This window comes from Cellulophaga sp. BC115SP (assembly GCF_009905545.1).
GTDB classification, from domain to species: domain Bacteria; phylum Bacteroidota; class Bacteroidia; order Cytophagales; family Spirosomataceae; genus Flectobacillus; species Flectobacillus rivi.
Genome location: NZ_JAAALB010000002.1, coordinates 88041 through 108929 on the forward strand (window position 1 = coordinate 88041; position 20889 = coordinate 108929).

Genomic DNA, 20889 nt, shown 5'->3' on the forward strand with positions numbered 1-20889 from the left:
GAGAGATAAGTTAATGAATTTGTTGCGAGTAGCGTTTGGCTGTCAGCTTTTGGATTATGAAAATACCGTATCGATAGCTGATCGGTCACAGCTAATGGGCATATTCATAGATCCTACACTCATAAGGTTGTAATTCAAATGTATTGCTTTCGTATTGCGATTCATTTGGATAATTACTCAGGAGTAAATTTAGAACAGAAGCCTTACATTTTACTGAAAAACTTTGTGTTTTATTTGTCCAGTTATTGAGTACAAGATACGTAAAATCCTTTCCAATTCTTTTATAGGCAAAAATCTTATTACAATTTGGTCGTAAATCATTATAATCTCCATACACCAAGTCAGGATGTTCTTTGCGTATATGGATTAATGTTTTGTAAAAACTTAAAATTGAATCCGAATGAATTTCCTGTGAGGCAACATTGATACGAGTATTACTTGGATTAATTTTTAGCCATGAAGCTGCACTTTCTGTAAACCCTGCCATTTCGGTATTATCCCAGGGCATGGGCGTGCGAGCATGGTCAACCGAGATTTGGTTACAAACTCTCAAAAACATCTGCTCGTCTATCCCCATTTTTTTGATAACAGATTCGTAGATTTCACTTACTTTTTCATCTCTAAATTCTTCAATCGCGTTGAAGGCACAATTACTCATGCCAAGTTCGTCGCCTTGATAAATAAGCGGTGTTCCTTTGAGCGTCAGTAAAATCATTCCTAGCATTTTGGCGGACTCACTTTCAAATTTGGAGGTATTGCCAAATCTTGACAAAACTCTAGGAGTATCATGATCGCCCCAATACACACAATTCCAGTCATCTTTAGCCTGTTCTCTTTTTCTAAAAATACGTTTCAATTCCGACAGTTTTAACTCTGTCGGAGGGTTAAGAAAGTTAGAACTTTCACGCAATATCAAATGCTCCGTTTGGAAACTTATTGGCAAATCTGCCCTTGACGAAATTACTTTTAGTCCTCGATTATTGGCCTCTTTTACCAATTGTTCGAAGGAGCTATCTTGATGAGAAAGATGGGACGAAAACGGACGAAAACAAATAGCATCAATACCAAGGGATTGGAGATAATCTAATTTTGAGATAATTCCTTGCCAATCTCCAATGCCATCATTATCTGAATCTTTAAAACTTTGGGGATAAATTTGATATATAACTGCTTCTTTCCACCACTCTCTCTCTGAATTAATACGGCTCATGTTTTTATAAATACTTAAAATTTTATGTGGCGAAATTAGCTAAAACAGAATATTTTGTAATTGTTTTTATCTGTAAGGCAATATTTTGTATCTCAACGGCAAAAGTTATTTTAGGTGATTTTCTGCCTATATTTCCATTAGTTTTGAATACTGTACACAAACCTAGAAATATCGAGATTTCATAAAATAAGCTCTACATTTACAGAAAAATCATTTTATAAACAATTTTCAAAATTATATGTCTTTACAAAACCAAACTATCCTAATCACGGGTGCCAGCCGTGGCATAGGCAAAGCTTTGGCAATTACTTTAGCCAAAGATGGTGCAAACCTGAGTTTAGTTGCACGCAATCAACAAGAATTATTAGCAGTAAAACAAGAGGCTGAATCATTAGGTGCTCAAGTAGCGATTTTCGCAGGGAGTGTTTCAGACGAAGATTTTGTCAAAAGTGTAGTTGCTGAAACATCTGAAAAATTTGGTAAAATTGATGCTTTGGTCAACAATGCAGGATTTGGAGTATTCAAACAAGCAACCGAAATAAGCACTTCAGAATGGGATTCTATTTTTGAAACGAATGTAAAAGGGACATTTTTGTTCTGTCGTGAAACCGTGCCTTTGATGAAAAATGCAGGAAAAGGACATATCATCAATATCGCCTCGGATGTTGCCAAACGAGTGTTTGATGGAGGATCCTTGTATTGTGCTTCCAAATATGCCCAAGATGCTTTTTCGATGGCATTGAGAAAAGAAATAAGAAAGGATAAAATCAAAGTTTCTGTGGTGTATTCTGGGGTAGTAGACACACATTTCCACAAAAGAGAAGAAGGAGATCCTTATCAAGCCAAATACCTTTCGTCAAAAGATATGGCAAATACTATCTATTTTATTCTGGCAGCACCCGAACATGTGGTGATTGATGAATTAATGATTCATCCTATTTCGCAGGAATATTAGTATTTGGATAAACATGGGCCATCCCGAATATTCAGATTGGGGTTATTCTCTAAGTTTTCATCAAAAAAGCGGTCGAACAATATTTTCCGACCGCTTTTTTGATGAAATTCTGACAGATTTTAATCAGCTTAAGACGCAATCATTGCGTCTCTACTGCCAGAATACAAATTTTAAATTAATCACTCATTCAATGGCTCAATCACTAAATTAGGGATGACTCATGTAAATTATTCTTGGATACAAATGTCTTAGCTCAAGTCATAAAGCCTAAGGCAAATATTTTCTATTCCAATCCTAAAATCACTGCCCAAGCATCTCGAATTTTGTTTTGGTCGAGAAGCGTCTTAGCTAAAGTCAAACTAGGTTTTGCTTCAAGATTTAAAAGATAGGTTTTGCTATCCTCTTCAGACGGGAGATTACTCTCGTTTCCTAATTTACCTAAATCATTACCGTCAAAAAGTTCTGAATTTTTAACAAACTCAGGAATACTATCCACGCCAACTCCTAAATGCACATTAGGCTTTGGCACTTCAAACATCACTTCAGGCGTGATGCGAGCGTACCAATCTGCTCCCATACGAGCAACCCAGTCGGTCTTAAGCTGGTCAATTTTTCCATGCTCATCCAATAGATTTTCTGCTATATGAGCCATCACTATTTCACAAATAGCAATGTTTGAGGTCCAATAAGATTTTATTTCTAATATCTTACATTCAAACTGAACTGGCGCTTCTTTGACTCTTGGAGGCTTTACTAAAACAGATGCTTGTTCGGTAAAACCAGCCTTCACAAACTCGTTGGTTCCTTTGGGAAACTCACAGCTTGACAAGGACATTTGCTGCACCATGGCATAATCCACCAAATTGATTACGACTTCTGGAAAAGCCTCAATATTTTCGGTTGTATTCTTCTTCGAATTGTCACGACCTCTATTATTGGGAGAAAAAACCAATAAGGGTGGGTCGATACCTACGATATTAAAAAAACTAAAAGGGCTTAAATTGACATTTCCATCGGCATCGACCGTAGAGGCAAAAGCGATTGGTCGAGGAGCAATGGATGTAGTCATATACGAGTAAAATACTCGCGCCGCCATATCTTTAGGGTTGAGAGATAGCATAAGTATGAATGCTGAATTTTGAGTCGTGAATTATGAATATTTTCGAATTTATCAGGCTTTAAACCAATATTTTCTAATGAAAGAACAGCAATGGCGATGTTAAAAGTTTTATTTAGCAGGTAAAACTTTATTGTGCAAATTTCCAAACCCCACTCGTATCCCATTTTTTTCGGCCCAGCCTTTGATCACTACCGAATCGTAATCTTGTAAAAATATACGACTGTCACCATTGGTTAATGTTAATGCTTTTTTACCATTTTCTGTAATTTCTAATAAACAACCATAACTTCCCAATTCTGGACCAGAGATAGTGCCCGACGCCAGCAAGTCTCCTGTGTTGAGATTACAGCCATTGACGGTATGATGCGCTATTTGTTGCGCCACATTCCAATACATGTGTTTAAAATTAGTTTGTGTCACAACAGTAGGTTGAGCATCTTCTGGTTTTATTTCAACAGATAAATGAATATCAAAATTTCGCTCACCACTTGTCTTCAAATAATCTAATACTGCTGGATCTTGTACAGGGCTTTCAACTCTAAAATACTGCAAAGCTTCAAGGGTAACCACCCAAGGAGAAATTGCAGAAAAAAAGTTTTTCCCTAAAAATGGGCCTAGTGGCTGGTATTCCCAACGTTGTATATCACGGGCAGACCAATCATTGAAAAGTACAAAACCAAAGATATGTTCTTCAGCATTTTTTGCAGTAATTCTTTCTCCTAGTTCTGACGGTTTCCCGATGATAGTAGCCATTTCCAACTCAAAATCTAATGCTTGAGTTGGACTAAATTTGGGAATAGGATTATCTGGCGTGCTGAGTTCTTTATCGATAATTTGACCGCAAGGACGATAAAAATCCATACCCGATAACTGAATTGAAGAGGCTCGACCATGGTAACCTACGGGCAAATGTCTCCAATTGGGAAATAGCGCTTTGGCAGGGTCTCTGAATAATTTCCCAGCATTTTGGGCATGCTCCAAACTAGAGTAAAAATCGGTATAATCACCTATCAGAAAAGGAAAATGCATGGTCGCATCCACTTGCAGTGTGAGTCCCTCCTCCTCTATCGCCTCTCTTTCTGTAGTAGCTTGTGACAGCAAAAACTGTAGTCTTCCTCGAAGCTCTCTTACCGCCTCATTACCCAATGCCATAAACGAATTCAGGACAGGCTCTTGAAGTGTTTCGAGTTCAAAACTCAACCCATCTAAAGCACCCTCGGATACCAAAAAATGTAAATCAAGGATATATTCACCTATGGCTACTCCAATTCTTGGAAAAGGCGTGTTTTGTGTTGAAAAGACCCCAAAAGGTAAATTATGAATACTAAAATCTGAATCGGCAGGTATATCTAGCCAAGTTGGAATGGTTTGCATCATTAGTTTGGATGAAATTAAGAGGTCAGTAAAATAGGAAAAGGCAGTTCAACATTTGTGCGCAAATACTCTACAGAGATTACGCACAAACATAACTACCTGAAAGTCAAAAGAATTGAAGAGAATTCCAAATCTTCTGAACAGAACATTTTACTTAAACCGCAAACCACCATGAAAAAAGGGTTTACTGATAACGATTGGGCTTGTAGGAGATGTTTCTCGATAATTAACCAGTTATGTTGTTATAAATAGAATCAAGGATACGAACAAAAGTTTGATAGTCATTTTCAGACAAATCGCCCCAACCTTTGCGCCTGACTTCGGCTACGATTGGAAAAGCATCATGAAATTTCTTTTCGCCATCTGCTGTCAAACTAATGTTGAATCGCCGCCTGTCATTTTCTGCCATAGAACGCTCTGCTAAGCCTTTTTTTACTAGAAGGTCAATAATTCTAGTAACAGTAGGGGCATCTTTTACCGTCATTTCGGCTAATTCGTTTTGGCTAATGCCATTCTTTTGACTTCTATAAATATGGTCCAACAAAACCCATTGGTCAACCGTAATATCAAGCTGGGCATCGTCTAGTTTTTTCTGTAGACTCTGCCGTATTTTTTTCATGGTGGTATCTATTTTGAAGAAATACGCACGTGAGTCACTTGGATTGGTAGTCATATCAGAAAAAGGTATATATGAGTATTGAGATAGTTTGTTATGTGCAACAGTTGTATTTGTTAAAACAACTGTTAGTGTTCAAATATAATAGAAAATCTCAATAACCTACCAACGCTTTTCTAATAAACCACCAATCTATTGATTAAAGGGTACCTCTCAATGCTTGTTCTCTTTCAATTGCTTCAAAAAGTGCTTTAAAATTTCCTTTTCCGAAGGATTTGGCACCTTTTCTTTGGATAATTTCAAAAAACACCGTAGGTCTTGAAACTACGGGCTTCGTGAAAATTTGTAACAAATAGCCTTCTTCATCTCTATCTACCAAGATATTAAGGGTACGAAGCGACTCAATTTCTTCGTCTATTTGCCCAACTCTTTCGAGTAAAGAATCATAGTAATTTGAAGGGACTTGTAGAAACTCTACGCCTCTTGCCATCATTCCTTGTACCGTTTCAAGGATATTATCGGTTGCCACAGCGATATGCTGCACACCAGAGCCTCCGTAAAAATCAAGATATTCTTCTACTTGTGATTTTTTCTTTCCTTCGGCGGGTTCATTAATCGGGAATTTGATTCTACCATTACCATTCGACATTACTTTGCTCATCAAAGCCGTATATTCTGTCGAAATATCTTTATCGTCAAAAGACACCATTTGAGAAAAGCCCATTACTTTTTCGTAAAAAGCAGTCCAAGTATTCATTTCGTTCCAGCCCACATTGCCAACCATGTGATCTACATATTTCAAACCTAAGTCTGATGGTTGATAGCTCGGGTTCCAAGCAACAAAGTTCGGCAAGAAAATTCCTTGATAGGCTTTTCTTTCCAAAAATACATGGATGGTATCGCCATAAGTTTTGATAGCAGAACGAACCACAGAGCCATTTTTATCAGACTCTTCTCTTGGTTCAAAAACAGGTACAGCTCCACGTTTGGTAGTTTCTTCAAAAGCACTTCGTGCATCATCGACCCACAAAGCAACGGCTTTAACACCATCACCATGTACATCGATATGACGACCGATTTCGGTATTCGCTACCAATGGCGTAGTAAGCACCAAACGAATCTTATCTTGCACCAATACGTAGCTTTCACGATCTTTCAAACCAGTGCTCAAACCTGCATAAGCCAATGGTTGAAACCCAAAAGCCGTTTGAAAATAATGTGCCGATTGACGAGCATTGCCCACATACATTTCGATGTAATCAGTGCCATTAAGTGGCAAAAAGTCGTTAGTTGCCATAGCTGGCACAAGGGTATTTTCAGATACTAGCATAATGTTGTCCGATTTCTGAGTCGTGAAAAGTAAAAGTATTTTTCTTATGTTTTAGAGTCATTCTTTTCTCTAATTCTTGCTCAATGAAGGGAATAGAGTGGAATAAATCTTCGTAGGAGTCAATCACAAAGTATTGAGCTTGGTAATGGTCTTTGATATACGGAGTATCAAAAATCTTGACAACATCGTAGGGAATCCTATCTACCGTGTCAGCTTGGAGCGAATACACGCTTTCGCCAGAAGATGACAGGATTCCTGCTCCATAAATCTTTAGTTCTCCATCTTCTCTAATTAAGCCAAACTCTATGGTGTACCAATACAACCTAGCGATGTATTCGACTGCCTCTTCATCATCTACAAATCGTAAGGCTATTCGAGCCAGTTCTTCTAAAAAATGGCAAATTGAAGGATTTGAAAGTAAAGGTACATGACCAAAAATATCATGAAACATATCTGGTTCTTCCAAATAATCTAGCTGCTCACGTTTGCGAAGCCAAGTCGAAGCACAAAAGTTTTTGGCTTGCATTAATTCAAAAAATGGTCGGTTTGCAATCAGCCCTGGCACCACATGAATCTGCCAACCCGTATATCCACGCAACAGTACATTGGTTTCAGCATAGTTAGGAATTTTCTCCGCCGAAAACTGCACACGTTCTAAGCCCGCAAGATATTCTTTACTCGCTAACTTGGGCAGCTGTGCCATTTGTCGTTCAAAAAGAATTTTCCAAACTTCTCTATCATCCGATGTATAGGATTCATAGTCTTGCGACATCGAAAAAGGTTTAAAATCGTATTCCATTTTCTTTATGAGTTGTGAGTTGTGAGTTGTGAGTTGTGAGTTGTGAGTTGTGAGTTGTGAGTTGTGAGTTGTGAGTTAGGGAAATTTGTTTTTGTGAGGAGACAGTTCCTTTTTGCTTCTATTTTTTCCGTTTTGTGAATACCTTATTACATTCATCATTCACAACTCACAATTCTACATTATTATTTTTCAAGCCATGATTGGTAGTATTTCCCATCATCAATTTTCATGGCAGCCTCGGTCAACATCAAAGGCCTGAAGGTATCTACCATCACAGCCAACTCGTGGGTTTCGGTTTTACCAATACTGCGTTCCATTGCTCCTGGATGTGGTCCATGTGGGATACCACCAGGATGAAGCGAAATATGTCCTTGAGCAATATCATTACGACTCATAAAATCGCCATCTACATAATACAACACTTCGTCGGAGTCGATATTGGAATGATTATAAGGTGCTGGAATACCCTTTGGATGATAGTCATACAACCTCGGACAAAACGAACAAACCACAAAAGCATCGGTATGGAAGGTTTGATGCACTGGCGGTGGTTGGTGAATACGCCCTGTAATCGGTTCAAAATTATGAATCGAAAAGCCCCATGGATAGTTATAACCATCCCAGCCTGTCACATCAAAGGGATGCGCAGCATATACCACTGAATGTAACGTTTGCTGCTTTTTGATTTTTATCAAAAAATCACCCGTTTCGTTATGAGTTTCGAGTTGTTGAGGCAACTTGTAATCCCTTTCGCAAAAAGGCGAATGTTCCATCATTTGCCCAAAATGATTACGGTATCTTTTGGGAGTATAAATTGGATGAAATGATTCCACAAAAAACAGACGGTTATCTGCCGTGTCAAAATCAATCTGGTAAATCATCCCTCTTGGAATCACGAGATAATCGCCATACTCAAAAGGGATATTTCCCATCATGGTGCGCAAAGTCCCCTTCCCTTTATGAATAAATAAAAGTTCGTCTGCGTCTGCATTTTTATAATAGTAAGTGCGAAGTGATTGCTGTGGAGCCGCCACACCAATATGCAAATCATTGTTGACCATCAAGGTAACTCTGCTATCCAAAAAATCTTGTGCAGGCGCAACATTGAATCCAATAAGCTTTCGAGAAGCAATGTTTTTATCAACCGCAATTTTAGGAGCTGTTGAAATACTCTCGAGAATCTCCTTTACCTGCGTCGGACGATGGTGATGATACAACAATGAAGACATTCCATCGAAACCAATCGTTCCGAATAATTCTTCGTAAAACAAACCTCCAGTAGGTTTCTCAAACTGAATATGTCTTTTTGAGGGAATATCTCCCAAACGATGATATATTGGCATGGCTATTATTGTTTTTACTAATATTTGTCATGACAAATATTAGTATGCAATTTTAAAGCTTATATTGATTAATTCCAAGAAAAAATTGATCAAAAATTATTTAGAAAGCTAAAAATGCATGATGGAAAAATAGTAGAAGTTTGTTTAAGGAGTTTTTTTGATGTTTCCGCAATCAGCAATCCTAAATCTGAAATAACTATAAACAGTCATGTAGGAGCAAATAGATTTATATTCCCTTAACATTTCTCTAAACTTTGGGCTAAAGTGTAGACCTACCTTTGCTAGCGAAATTCAAAATGAAGGTTGGAAACTCAACCACATACAAGCATTTAATAATTTATGAAAAAACTATTATCTATCTCTCTAGCATCGTCGTTGGCGTTGGCTGGTTTAACTTCGTGTCAAAAAGATGAAAATGGTGTACCAAGTACACCCGTTGTTATCAAAGACTATTCTGTAAACCCTTCCTTGGTAACTACCCTTTCGGGTTTCGATGCAGTTAAAATCAATACCCTTATTAGCTCAGACGACAAACTGACAGACTCCCCTAATTTTGTATTCGGTGCACAACCAGACGGTGCGGGCTTGATGAAAAATCCATCGGGTGAAGGTTTTATCTTGATTAACAATCATGAAATTATTCGTTCGGTATCAAGAGTATATCTTGACAAAACCTTGAAACCAACCAAAGGCGAATACATCCTTGATGGTGATGGCGGAACGTGGCGTTTGTGCTCAGCGACATTGGCTACTCCAGAAGTTCATGGATTTGGTCCAATGTTTTTGACTGCGGGCGAAAGTGGTGCCGAATCTTTGGTTTATGGTATTAGTCCTCTCGCTGATATTTCGGGTAAAAAAGATGCTTCGAGAGTATTACCTGCTTTGGGTAAAGCTAGTATGGAAAATGCTGTACCACTTCCTAAAGAAGCTTTTGCTGGTAAAACTGTTATTATCATTGGAGAAGACGACACCAATGGTCAGTTGGTTGCTTATGTATCTAATACCGTTGGTGATTTGACGAATGGTAAACTGTATTTCTTGAAAAGAACCAATAATGACCCTATCGAAACGAATGTTGCTGTTGGACAGAAATATGATGTAGAATTTGTAGAAATTGAAAATGCTAAAACCTTGACAGGTGCACAAATTGCAGCGCTTTCGGTTACTAAAAATGCCATTCAATTCGCTCGCGTTGAGGATGTTGACTATGGAAAAGGTTCTGCTTCAAAAAATCGTGACATTTACTTTACTGCGACTGGTGTAAGTCAAAGTGACAAGAAAAGTCCTGTAGCTGGCAAAACTATGTGGGGACGTGTGTACCACTTAGCACTTGATGCTAGCAATCCATTAAAAGGAACATTGGAAGCATTAGTAGATGGTGTGGTAGACCCAGGTAATAGCATTGTAAACCCTGACAACATTTGTGTGACTGAAAACTACGTTTACATTCAGGAAGATGGTGACTCATTCTATGCTGACAATAAACACGATGGTCGTGTGTGGCAATACAACATCGCTACGAAAGCATTGAAACCAATGATTGAAATGAATCACCGTCGCACAGATGCTACTTTCAATGCAAAATATAATCCTTTAAATGTGAATACTTTGAGCTCTTGGGAATACGGTGCTATGCACGATATTTCTGACCTTGTAGGTATTCCTGGCACATTTTTGTTGAACGTTCACCCACATACTTGGCGTGATATGAAGTATAGCAATGCAGATGGCAGTAATTCGACTGTTGCAAAAAGTATTACAGATAGTAGCACAGGATCATACGCAGAAGGCGGACAAGTTGTAATTTTGTCTGGCGTACCAAGATAAACGAAAATCCTAGATCAATCATAAATAAAATCTCTCGTTAGTCATATTGCCCTTGGTTGTTATAATCAGGGGCAATTTTTATTCTTAATAGTACTATGAAAAAATATACGTTACTTTTCCTTATTTCCTTGTTATGGTCTTGCAAACCAGAAGACCCCACCCTTGCTTTTAAGAAACAAATGGCAAAGGATTTGAGTGTTTTGAATGAGCAAGTATCAAAACTACAGCAGGCTGTAGTTACCAAACAACCACAAGATTCTATACAAAAATCTTTTCTTCAAGCTAGAATAGCCTATAAAAAAATTGAATTTATTACAGAATATTTCATGCCTTCTGCCACCAGATTGGTCAATGGTGCTCCATTGAATGAGATTGAAATAGAAGAAAATATGATTAATGAGCCTGGTGGTTTTCAGGTGATTGAAGAATATGTATTTCCAAAAATCGATACAACGAATCATCATGAGCTGGTTCATCAAATCAACAAACTACAAACAGAACTCAAACGATACCAAACGTTACAGGACTTAGAATACATGCCTAGCCAATGTTTGGATGCTGCTCGTTTAGAGATTTTTAGGATAAGTTCTTTGGGATTGAGCGGGTTTGATACGCCTCTTTCACAAAACAAAATCGCCGAGAGCAAAGCGGCATTGGCTCATTTGCCTAATTATTTAAGCCTTTTTGGAGAGATAGATCACGATTTAGAAAAAGCATTTTCGGAAACTATTCAATTTTTAGAAAAACAAAGTAATGAGAGTTTTGATGCACTAACTTGTATCAAACAGTATCTTCAACCGCTCACTAAAAGTCTGGTCAATTGGCAAAAAAGTCAAGAAATAGCACCAATGAAAGATACTCGTATTCTTTCTGCGGAGGCAAGTTCTTATTTTGACGCTAATGCTTTTAGTGGCGATTTTTATACACATAATTCAGACTCATATACCACTCCAGCCAAAACAGAATTGGGTCAGATGTTATTTTTCGACCCAGTTCTTTCTAATGGAAATGGCATCAGTTGCGGTACTTGTCATCAGCCAGACAAAGCTTTTACCGATGGACTCAAAAAAGCCAAAGGTATTTTAGGCAAACAAGTTCAACGCAATACTCCTACCCTCATGTATGCAGGCTTACAAAGCAAACAGTTTTATGATTTGAGTGTGAGTAGTTTGGAAGAACAAGCAGAAAAAGTGGTACATAACCCTTTAGAAATGAAGGGAAATTTAGAAAAGGCTTTATCTCTCATTGAAAAGGATGAAAAATATACACAAGCTATTCAAAAAGCTTTTCCAAAAGTAAATAAACTAGAAACTAGACATTTGAGAAATGCCATAGCTTCTTACGTTCGCTCGCTATCTCCTTTTAAGAGTCGTTTTGACCAATATATGAAAGGAAAAGGTATTTTGGATGAAACTGAAAAAGTAGGTTTTAATTTATTTATGGGAAAAGCCAAATGCGGTACTTGTCACTTTTTCCCATTATTTAATGGAACTGTTCCTCCTGATTTTCAAAAAACAGAATCGGAGGTTTTGGGCGTTTTCGACCAACCTCGAAGCAAAAAAATAGATAAGGATTTAGGACGTGGCACGTACAATCCACAGATTGCTGATTGGCATTTTGCTTTCAAAACGCCCACCATTCGCAATATTGAAAAAACAGCACCTTACATGCACAACGGTGCTTATCCAGATTTGAACTCCGTAATTGACTTTTACGATCATGGTGGAGCCTTAGGATTGGGCGTAAATCTGGAAAATCAAACCCTTTCAGATGAACAACTCAAATTGAACCAAGCCGAAAAAACAGCGCTTATCGCTTTTCTAAAAACGCTTACAGATAGATAGGAGTTGTGAATGATGAGTTAGTAGTGTACTCAGGTTTAAGCTTTGTTTTTAAAACAAATTGTAGTAGCGGCACCCCTTGCGGTTGCCCAACTCAACATGGCAACCGCAGGGGTTGCCGCTACTACAAAAACACTAATGATAAGAACGCTTTTGAACAAAATAAAAACTATTTTACCTTATATCCGAAATCAGAAATCCCAAATCAGAAACTGTCTATCGCCTACCCCGAGCAATCAACGATTTATAATAGCGACTCATAAAATCATAAATCAATAACTCATGCGTGCGCTGTCCATCAGGAATTACCCGATTGATGGTCATGTGAATCAGGTCACTGAGATATTTAGAACGGTGAATCACATCTTGTTTTTCCAAAATAGTCTTAACGGTATTTGAGGTTTCTAGCGAACGAGCTTGAATAAGCGATAAAAGTGGCGCATATTCATGTTCTTCTGCCAACCCCAAAGTCAGAAATTGTTCGAGTGTTGTACGGTTTTCTCTATATTTTGCATCAAGCAACAGCTTCATAGGTTTGTCCAGATTAAACTCTCTGGCAAAACTATCTCTCATCGACTCCAACAAAGAGAGCTTGTTTTGAGTGGTACATTCAAAGTCTTCCAACAAAATATCCAATGCTTTGCAAGCAAATATCCATCGTAACCCATCTCTATTTTCCTTTGTGGTTACGTTGATAAAACCGAGCACCATATCGCTATCAGCCCCAAACCATTGTTCGGTTTCTTCCATAATATTTGCTCCATATCTTTCTAATTCACGTTCGTATGTGTCGACCAAAATTTGGGATATTCGATTATTTTCCTTAAAAATCAAAAGAGCCTGATTGATAGTGGTTAATACTTGAGCTATGGCATTAACATCTTTCAAATGGAATCGCAATCGAATATGTTTTTCGGGGTCTGCATAACGAATAAAGAACCAATTGTCTATCAAATTAGAGTCTTTCAAGTGCGTCAGTACAGGCGTAATCGCCTCCGAAAGAATGACCTCCGCTGACTGCACACCACAATAAACCTTGTAATAGAGCCATTCAGAACCTAAGGCAAATGACCTTTGTGTAGACTCAAGAGGCTTGACGAGAAGCGGCTTTGAATTATAGTGCTTTTCTTTTTTTACTAAAAATGCAACTACCTGATTGGTGAAGCCTTTGTGTTGATTATTTTGGACAATGGCAGATTCTGGATTGAACAAAAACTCTTTAAGCGTAATTTCTGACCTATTTTTGATCGTATCTAACCATGTTTGAACACTTAAAGGATTCTGAGTATTGACCAATAATTCATTGTCTGAATCTGATAAAACAAATCGTTGAGGTAGTTTCCATTCTTCAAGGAATGAATCTAACGCTTCTTGCTTTTCTGGTTGTTTGAGTAATTTTTCAAAATCCTTGCGTTGCAATTGCCAAGTAGCTGGTTCTAAAATCATGTTTTTAAAACAAACTCTTGGGTAAAAAGAAGCTTCAGGATAAACTTTTTGCCAGTTAATGCCTACAGAATTTGCCTGACCTTGATGCTGTAAATCGCCTAAAAAACGATACACAGGAACCGCATTATGGATATAGTTGTGCGCATTACTCAACCTTGGTACTATCTCTTTTTGTAGTCTTTTTGAGCGCAAAATCACTTTTCTAGCCATAATATCTACCGAGACCATCAAATCATCCAAAGCCAATTGATTTGCTGACTCCACCGAAGATTTTGCCAAATACGGAATTTCATATTGCCGAAAAGCAGGGTGAAGAATGATATTTCCCACACGATTTTCAGGAAGATGTACAATTTCTGCTAAAATTACCTCTGGATTTTGAGTCTGTTCTTGTTTGGTAATTTCCTTCGCTACAGACAATATTTCCTCAGAAGCATGCGCAAAACGACCAATGATATTGACGGCACTCGAACCTCCAATATTTTCGAGATACATCGGATATTGACTATCTCCCGTCAAACGAAACATGACTGGAATAGACGCTGCCATGGGAGGTTTATCCGAAAATAGTTGTGCAATTTCTTTTTCCTGTAGGTCAATTTGAAAGGCGTTTTGGCGATAAGCTTCGAGCCATTGTTGAAACAGATATTGCTCCCATTTGCCCATTTGCCACGATTTTGTGGAAGACATCTGCCCTTTTGCACTCAACCCTTCGGCGATAGGCGTCAATTGATTTTTACCTGTTATGCCATATCCTATGCCAGCTTCGGTATCCAAAGCTACCAGTAAAGGCACTTCCTGCACATCGTATCTTTCATAAAATTGGTCGATAAATTGTTGCAGCGTACCATTTTCGCTTGAAGTTTGTGCTTTATAGAGAAGCTCGATTGCCTCCGATATGTCCTCCTGTATATCTTTTTGAATGAAAGTCTGTTCGAGCTGATTGATTCTGTCAGTTTGAAAGAGTTTGCCTTCCTCAAACGGAACACCCAAAGGCTGGAGTAATTCCATAATTTGAGTATAATGTTCGACGGTATTATATGGCTGTTTATCAATATCTTCCAAAGTTCTTTCAACCTTTTGCAGAATAGACAAAATACCGTCTAAATCTCCGTTTTGATTGATTCGGGAAAGAATCGTAATGAGTTGTTGTGTAAAAGTCTCACCCGTAATAGCTGGCTCCAACTCACTAACCAAGAGTTGAGTAGTAATCAGTTCTGCCACAAAATCCAGCGCCTGTTCTAGCGTAATTTCGTCATCTACTAAAGATGACGCTAATGCTAATAAAGTTGAACCTGATTGTGCTTTTTCTAGGATAAACTCAATATAAGGCGAATAATCGATGGCTGAAATCTGGTGATGTCGCTTTCCATTCACATAACGATATTCCACATAACGAAACTCCTCCCCTAGTCTATACTGGCTTGAATTAGGAAAATAAAGAATTCGTTGTGCTATCTCTGGAATTTCTGCTAAACGCTGCGCTAAAGCCCCAGCATAGTGCATATCTAGGCGCGTATGTCGGTGGAAGGATTCTGAAAATTGTAAGGAAGTTTCGTCACTCCATTCGGCAATGGCACAACCTGCGAAGAGACCAAAGGGAGTACACCTCGAACACATACGAGTATAGTATTTTGATAAAGAAAATAAGACTTTTTGTTTCTTCTTAACCTCTACTTTCTCTTGGTTCTTTAAAGCCTTCGCTTCTTCAAAAAGTACAGGAGAAGCTAAATACAGGGCTTCGGAGAAATGCGGATTTTCTAGTAGTTGCAAAAGAAAAGCTTCATCAAAATCATCATTAAAAGCAAATGCAGGTGTACGAATTATGAGTTGGGGTAGGAATTGGTAAATAGTTTTCATGTGTCAAATGCTCAGTTTCACTTTTGACGCAATTTATAGTTAATCGACGAAAAATAAAGATTTATAAGGAATTTATTTCAATAACTGTACATTTTGTCCATAAAAAAACGGCTTGAGTCATTACAACTCAAGCCGTCTTGGAAATAGCGGAGGTATATTAAGTATTAGTGCTGAAGTGTGAGTGATGAATTGTGAATATAAATTTTAATTATCAATATTTTACATATAAAATTTATCAAACCTAATTCTGCACAACTACTTAAAGAATTAGTCTCAAAAAATTATCAAAACTAATTTCAAGCCCCAAACCAGATAGTAGTATCGAAGTTGCCACGCAAAGTAAACTCCACATTCACAACTTCTTGACTATCTAGTATCCCGCATTTTGTGTATATAGACCAGTTTTTACATCAATTTCTGTTTGTGGAATTGGATAGATGATGTAGTTGGTTGTAAATGATTTCATTTGCTTCAACACATCTTCTTTAGGAATCCATGCAGCCATCACTTTATCAACTACACCAAAACGTACCAAGTCGTGCCATCTTGAACCTTCAGCCGCAAACTCTTTACGGCGTTCTGCCAAAAGTCCGTCTAAGGTCAATGTAGTAACGTTTGCCAAGCCAGCACGTTTACGAACTTGGTTCACTAAGGCAATAGCTTCGTCAGTGGCAACACCATTGTTTGCACGCATGAGACATTCAGCTTTTAACAACAAAATATCTGCATAACGAGTCACGATAAAGTTGATAGGCCAGTCGGTACGGCTTTTCCCATATTTTGACAAGTCAAGATATTTCTTGAAAAATGGACGTGTTTCTTGCACACCATTTGAAGTATATCCCGTCAAGATAGAGAATGTTCTACGAACATCGGCCGCTTCATAAGTACTTACCAAATCAGAAGAAACTGGACGGATAGTCAAACCACCTTGAGCACCCAAGCCGTTGGCAGTAAAATAAGTATCAGGAGCCAACATCCAAGGGAAACTTGCTCCTAAGCCCAAGCCTCCGCTGATGTATTGCACGTCGAAAACCACTTCACTGTTGTTTTCATTCGTGTAAGAGAAAACCCCAGCATAAGTGCTTTGAAGCGAATATTTCCCTGAACTAATTACATCATTTAGAAGGGTTAACGCTTGTGACCATTCATTTGAGTTGATACCTGGTCCTTCGATACCGTAAGTAGCACCTGAACGAGTCATATAAACCAAAGCTAATAAGCTTTTTGCAGCATTGTTTGTAGCGCGTCCAACGTTGGTTGTTGTATAACTTACTGGCAAATTCGTTGCTGCAAACTGCAAATCTGAAATGATTAATTTGTACACATCAGCCACAGAAGAACGACCTATTGCAAGAGCTTCGTTTTGTGAAACTACTTTATCAATTACTGGTACTTTACCAAACCAACGCACCAAGTCAAAATAGAACATAGCACGTAAATAACGAGCTTCAGCCTCAAAACGAGTTTTCAAAGCAGGGTCTGTAATCACAGAACCATTTTTTGTCAACTGGTCTAAGAAGTTATTCGCCTTAAAAATACCACTGTAGTTGGCACTCCAAGCCTCCGCAACGTACGGGTTTGAAGAGATCGTTTGATGGAAAGAGTTGATACCTTCCCAGTCACGCACACCACCATCAGATACCGCATACAAGTTGTCTGAGCGAGTTTCTGATAAATTCAACTGACGTTCTGGATAGGCAGACAAAGAAGCATAAACTGCATTGATACCTTGCAAGAAGTCGTTGTTTGTTTGGTAAAATGTCAAAGTTGTGGCACTCGAAATAGGTGTTTGGTCAAGTTCGTCAGTACAACTTGTTAAACCTAAAGCAGCCAATGCTATATATAAAAATACTTTTTTCATGTTGTCAATGTAATTATCTGTAAAGGATATGATCTTTGGGTTTCTTCATGGAGGTTGGGTACTTTTCGACAAAAACCCAACCCTCAATGCCTCATTAGAATGTCAAGTTAAGACCTAAAATCAAAGAACGAGACAATGGTAAACCGCCGTAATCGCCACCTTGTGGGAATGAGTTATCACCACTTAAGTTAGTATTTACTGCATCTGGGTTCCAACCACCTTTGTACTTGTCAGCACCAAACCAGTTTTCGGCTGTGAAATAAATACGAGCACCTTTTACATATTTTTTGCTGATTACTTGACCCAAATCATAACCTACAGTGATGTTACGAACTCTCCAGTAATCTGATGACCACAACCAGTCTGTGTTTTTGATACGTCCAAATGTAGAATAAGCCTTACCTCTCAAACCATCACCTGGGTTATCTACTGAACGCCAACGGTCTCTGTAAATACCCAAAGCGTTGTCTGTGTAACCTTGACCAGTTCTGTCAACTGCACGACCGAACAATGAATATACATATCCACCTGATTGTCCTTGAACTAATACAGTCAAATCAAAACCTTTGTATTTGAATGTGTTAGTCATACCATATACCAAATCTGGGTTTGGTTTGCCAGCATATACACGGTCGTTAGCATCGATTTTACCATCACCATTCGCATCAAAATATTTCGGATCTCCAACGGTTTGTGTACCGAACAAAGCCACTTTGTTATCAATATCGGCTTGTGTCAAAATACCTACTTGCTTTACTAGGTGATAAGCATACATTGGCTCGCCAACTTGCAATACACTGTGAGGAATATCAAATGACGATGGGATATAAATCGTTGCGTCACCTGCACCTAAGTGAACCACTTGGTTTTCGTTATGACTCAAGTTAACCGATGTAGTCCATTGGAAAGATGAGTTGTTGATGTTGCGAGAAGTTACCTCTAGTTCCCAACCTTTGTTCAATACTTCACCGATGTTAGTCAATGAGGTAGCAAAACCTGTAGCTTGAGGAACAGGTACGTTCAACAACAAATCGGTATTGCGTTTTGTGTAATAGTCAAATGATGCAGTAAAACGGTTTTTCAAGAAACCAACATCTAAACCAACGTCGATCGTAGATGATTTTTCCCAAGTTAAATCTGGGTTAGAAATACGGTTTGGCGCTTGACCACCCGCTTGAGTACCTCCAAAATCATAGTTATAGAAGCCCAATGTAGAGATACTGCTATAATCACCAATGTTGTAGTTACCAGCTTTACCCCAGCTTGCACGCAATTTTAAGTCACTCACAGAAGATACATTCTTCATAAAATCTTCTTCACTCAATCTCCAACCAATTGAAGCTGATGGGAATAAACCCCATTTGTTGTTATCACCAAAACGAGAAGAACCATCACGACGAACACTCGCTGACAACAAGTATTTGCCTTTGTAGCCATATTGCACACGACCAAAATAAGACAACAATACATTTTGTGTTTCGTTGGTATTACCTGTTACGCTTACTGCGGCATTCAAACTTGTAATGGTACTACTGTTATAACCACCGTTTGATGACATCGTTGATGTTCCGATTTTTGTCAAGTTATATGCATAACCAGCGACTGCCGAAATATCATGGTCTTGGTTGATTGTAGTAGAATACGACAAGGTATTTTCGTTTACCAAAGTTTGTTTTTTCAAGGTCGAGAAACTACCTGAAGTAGACAAACCTGGCGTTGTAGTACGTGCAGACAAACTACCATTTACCCAGTCTGGGCTGTATCTTTTGGTTGACAAATCTGTATTATCAAAGTTGATAGAGCTTCTAAATGTCAATCCTTTTGCTAATTGATAATCTACAAAAGTTGAGAAAATCGTTCTAAACGTTTTTGTAAGACCAATGTTACTTTCTAACTGACGAATAGGGCTATTACGGCTCACACTCCATGGATATTGACCATATTGACCTGTATTTGCATCCAACCCATTTTCTTGTACTGGCGTCATACCCGCTACAATATGCAAAATAGCGTCTTTACCTTCTACCCCTGGGTCGTTTGCTTCTGAGTATGATGGTGCTAAGTTTACACCAAACTTCAATCTTTCGTTTGCTTTTACCTCTACATTTGCACGGGCTGAGTAGTTACGGTAATAGGTATTCAAAACTGTACCATCTTGGTGAGTCATGTTACCTGATACATAGTACTTCACATAGTTATTTCCTCCACTTGCAGACAACTGATAGTTATTTACTTTACCTGTTCTGAAAGCTTCTTTTTGCCAGTCGATATAATTTAATCCTGGGTGACCCGCTTGAGCCCAACGGTCATCCAACATCAAGTTTGAGTTTACTGCTGTAGATGCCAAACCTAAGATAGCTCTTCTTTCAGCAGTGGTTTGTGAAGCAGTACGACCCGCACCAGAAGCTACCCACTGAGCATTAATCATCTCTGTTGCACGATCTACCCACTCGTCAGCACTTAACATATCCAACATTCTAACGGCTTTTGTAATACCCGAATAAGCATTAAAAGTAATTTTTGCTTTTCCTTCCTGACCTTTTTTCGTAGTAATCAATACCACACCATTAGCCGCTCTTGAACCATAAATAGCCGCAGAAGAGGCATCTTTCAATACCTGAATATTTTCAATATCATTCGGGTTGATATTGTCCAATGGGTTACCTGTGCTAAAACCACCAGAAGCATTTTGTCCAGATGTTTCTAAAGGGAAACCATCAATCACATATAAAGGCTCGTTACTTGCCGAAATTGAACCCGAACCACGTACTTGTACACTAAAGCCTTTACCAGGAGTTCCTGATGTTTGCTTTACTTGTACACCCGCCAATTGACCTACCAAAGCCTGGTCAACACGAGAGATAGGGCGTTGGTCTAAGTCTTTGGCATTGAAGTTTGCCATTGCACCTGTTACGTTCGCTTTTTTCTGCGTACCATATCCAACTACCACAACCTCATCCAATGATTTAATATCTGGCTTTAAACTTACATCTTGTTTTGTTTGACCATCAATAGCTACTTCTAGTTTTTCATAACCTACCGAGGTAAAAACTATCACTGCACCTTTTCCAACCGAAATAGAATAACCACCATTTACATCAGAAGTAACACCACGCTGGCTGCCTTTTACCAATACACTCACACCAGGTACTCCTTGGTTGCTCGATGCGTCGGTAATTTTACCAGTCACCACTCGCTCCTGTGCCAAGCCAACATAAGAAAGCAAGCACAAAACGATCCATACAAATTGTCTAATTGATCTCATATAGTCTGTTTTTAATTTGGATTAAAAGATAATGGAGGG

The 20889-nt window shown here is 38.5% G+C and carries 13 protein-coding genes; 3 read left to right on the forward strand and 10 right to left on the reverse strand.

All coding sequences use genetic code 11. The features are described from left to right. Positions 1-91: 91 nt before the first annotated feature. Complete coding sequence (locus GVN22_RS01900; protein WP_166549386.1) at positions 92-1210, reverse strand: alpha-amylase family glycosyl hydrolase; 1119 nt, start codon at positions 1208-1210, stop codon at positions 92-94. Between the two features lie 238 nt (positions 1211-1448). Between GVN22_RS01900 and GVN22_RS01905 the strand changes: the two genes are divergently transcribed. Then, the gene (locus GVN22_RS01905) at positions 1449-2165 is read left to right on the forward strand and encodes an SDR family oxidoreductase (RefSeq protein WP_166549387.1); all 717 of its coding nucleotides are present in this window, start codon (positions 1449-1451) and stop codon (positions 2163-2165) included. Positions 2166-2448: 283 nt separating this feature from the next. Here the strand turns inward: GVN22_RS01905 and GVN22_RS01910 are convergent, their stop codons facing one another. The 6 genes from GVN22_RS01910 to GVN22_RS01935 all read right to left on the reverse strand — a co-directional run bounded on the left by GVN22_RS01910 (position 2449) and on the right by GVN22_RS01935 (position 8747). Continuing rightward, positions 2449-3285, reverse strand: coding sequence for a flavin reductase family protein (locus tag GVN22_RS01910; protein WP_166549388.1), 837 nt, complete (start codon positions 3283-3285; stop codon positions 2449-2451). Between the two features lie 108 nt (positions 3286-3393). Then, entirely contained in the window at positions 3394-4662 is a 1269-nt protein-coding gene (fahA, locus tag GVN22_RS01915; RefSeq protein ID WP_166549389.1) for a fumarylacetoacetase, read from the reverse strand. A gap of 223 nt (positions 4663-4885) precedes the next feature. Continuing rightward, positions 4886-5332 carry a MarR family winged helix-turn-helix transcriptional regulator gene (locus tag GVN22_RS01920; protein ID WP_166549390.1) on the reverse strand — a complete coding sequence of 149 codons (447 nt, stop codon included), beginning with the start codon at positions 5330-5332 and terminating at the stop codon, positions 4886-4888. A gap of 142 nt (positions 5333-5474) precedes the next feature. Further along, on the reverse strand, positions 5475-6605 hold the full coding sequence (hppD, locus tag GVN22_RS01925) for a 4-hydroxyphenylpyruvate dioxygenase (protein ID WP_166549391.1): 1131 nt from the start codon (positions 6603-6605) through the stop codon (positions 5475-5477). Further along, positions 6592-7404: a phenylalanine 4-monooxygenase gene (gene phhA, locus GVN22_RS01930; RefSeq protein WP_205690754.1), complete on the reverse strand. Its 813-nt coding sequence runs from the start codon at positions 7402-7404 to the stop codon at positions 6592-6594. Before phhA ends, hppD begins: the two co-directional genes overlap by 14 nt. 182 nt (positions 7405-7586) lie before the next feature. Next, the gene (locus GVN22_RS01935; RefSeq protein WP_166549392.1) at positions 7587-8747 is read right to left on the reverse strand and encodes a homogentisate 1,2-dioxygenase; all 1161 of its coding nucleotides are present in this window, start codon (positions 8745-8747) and stop codon (positions 7587-7589) included. Between the two features lie 339 nt (positions 8748-9086). Between GVN22_RS01935 and GVN22_RS01940 the strand changes: the two genes are divergently transcribed. Both GVN22_RS01940 and GVN22_RS01945 read left to right on the forward strand, forming a co-directional pair. Continuing rightward, positions 9087-10574 carry a hypothetical protein gene (locus GVN22_RS01940; RefSeq protein WP_166549393.1) on the forward strand — a complete coding sequence of 496 codons (1488 nt, stop codon included), beginning with the start codon at positions 9087-9089 and terminating at the stop codon, positions 10572-10574. Positions 10575-10669: 95 nt separating this feature from the next. Further along, positions 10670-12418, forward strand: coding sequence for a cytochrome-c peroxidase (locus GVN22_RS01945; protein ID WP_166549394.1), 1749 nt, complete (start codon positions 10670-10672; stop codon positions 12416-12418). Between the two features lie 213 nt (positions 12419-12631). Here GVN22_RS01945 and GVN22_RS01950 read toward each other — a convergent pair whose 3' ends face one another. The 3 genes from GVN22_RS01950 to GVN22_RS01960 all read right to left on the reverse strand — a co-directional run bounded on the left by GVN22_RS01950 (position 12632) and on the right by GVN22_RS01960 (position 20850). Continuing rightward, on the reverse strand, positions 12632-15721 hold the full coding sequence (locus GVN22_RS01950; protein WP_166549395.1) for a lantibiotic dehydratase: 3090 nt from the start codon (positions 15719-15721) through the stop codon (positions 12632-12634). 370 nt (positions 15722-16091) lie between these two features. After that, positions 16092-17585, reverse strand: coding sequence for a RagB/SusD family nutrient uptake outer membrane protein (locus tag GVN22_RS01955; protein WP_166549396.1), 1494 nt, complete (start codon positions 17583-17585; stop codon positions 16092-16094). Positions 17586-17679: 94 nt separating this feature from the next. Beyond that, positions 17680-20850, reverse strand: a complete 3171-nt coding sequence (locus tag GVN22_RS01960) for a TonB-dependent receptor (RefSeq protein ID WP_166549397.1) — start codon at positions 20848-20850, stop codon at positions 17680-17682. Positions 20851-20889: the final 39 nt, after the last annotated feature.

Coding starts and splice junctions, on each gene's coding strand:
- GVN22_RS01900 (WP_166549386.1), bottom strand. CDS start 1,210: ATGAGCCGTATTAATTCAGAGAGAGAGTGGTGGAAAGAAGCAGTTATA.
- GVN22_RS01905 (WP_166549387.1), top strand. CDS start 1,449: ATGTCTTTACAAAACCAAACTATCCTAATCACGGGTGCCAGCCGTGGC.
- GVN22_RS01910 (WP_166549388.1), bottom strand. CDS start 3,285: ATGCTATCTCTCAACCCTAAAGATATGGCGGCGCGAGTATTTTACTCG.
- fahA (WP_166549389.1), bottom strand. CDS start 4,662: ATGATGCAAACCATTCCAACTTGGCTAGATATACCTGCCGATTCAGAT.
- GVN22_RS01920 (WP_166549390.1), bottom strand. CDS start 5,332: ATGACTACCAATCCAAGTGACTCACGTGCGTATTTCTTCAAAATAGAT.
- hppD (WP_166549391.1), bottom strand. CDS start 6,605: ATGCTAGTATCTGAAAATACCCTTGTGCCAGCTATGGCAACTAACGAC.
- phhA (WP_205690754.1), bottom strand. CDS start 7,404: ATGGAATACGATTTTAAACCTTTTTCGATGTCGCAAGACTATGAATCC.
- GVN22_RS01935 (WP_166549392.1), bottom strand. CDS start 8,747: ATGCCAATATATCATCGTTTGGGAGATATTCCCTCAAAAAGACATATT.
- GVN22_RS01940 (WP_166549393.1), top strand. CDS start 9,087: ATGAAAAAACTATTATCTATCTCTCTAGCATCGTCGTTGGCGTTGGCT.
- GVN22_RS01945 (WP_166549394.1), top strand. CDS start 10,670: ATGAAAAAATATACGTTACTTTTCCTTATTTCCTTGTTATGGTCTTGC.
- GVN22_RS01950 (WP_166549395.1), bottom strand. CDS start 15,721: ATGAAAACTATTTACCAATTCCTACCCCAACTCATAATTCGTACACCT.
- GVN22_RS01955 (WP_166549396.1), bottom strand. CDS start 17,585: ATGAAAAAAGTATTTTTATATATAGCATTGGCTGCTTTAGGTTTAACA.
- GVN22_RS01960 (WP_166549397.1), bottom strand. CDS start 20,850: ATGAGATCAATTAGACAATTTGTATGGATCGTTTTGTGCTTGCTTTCT.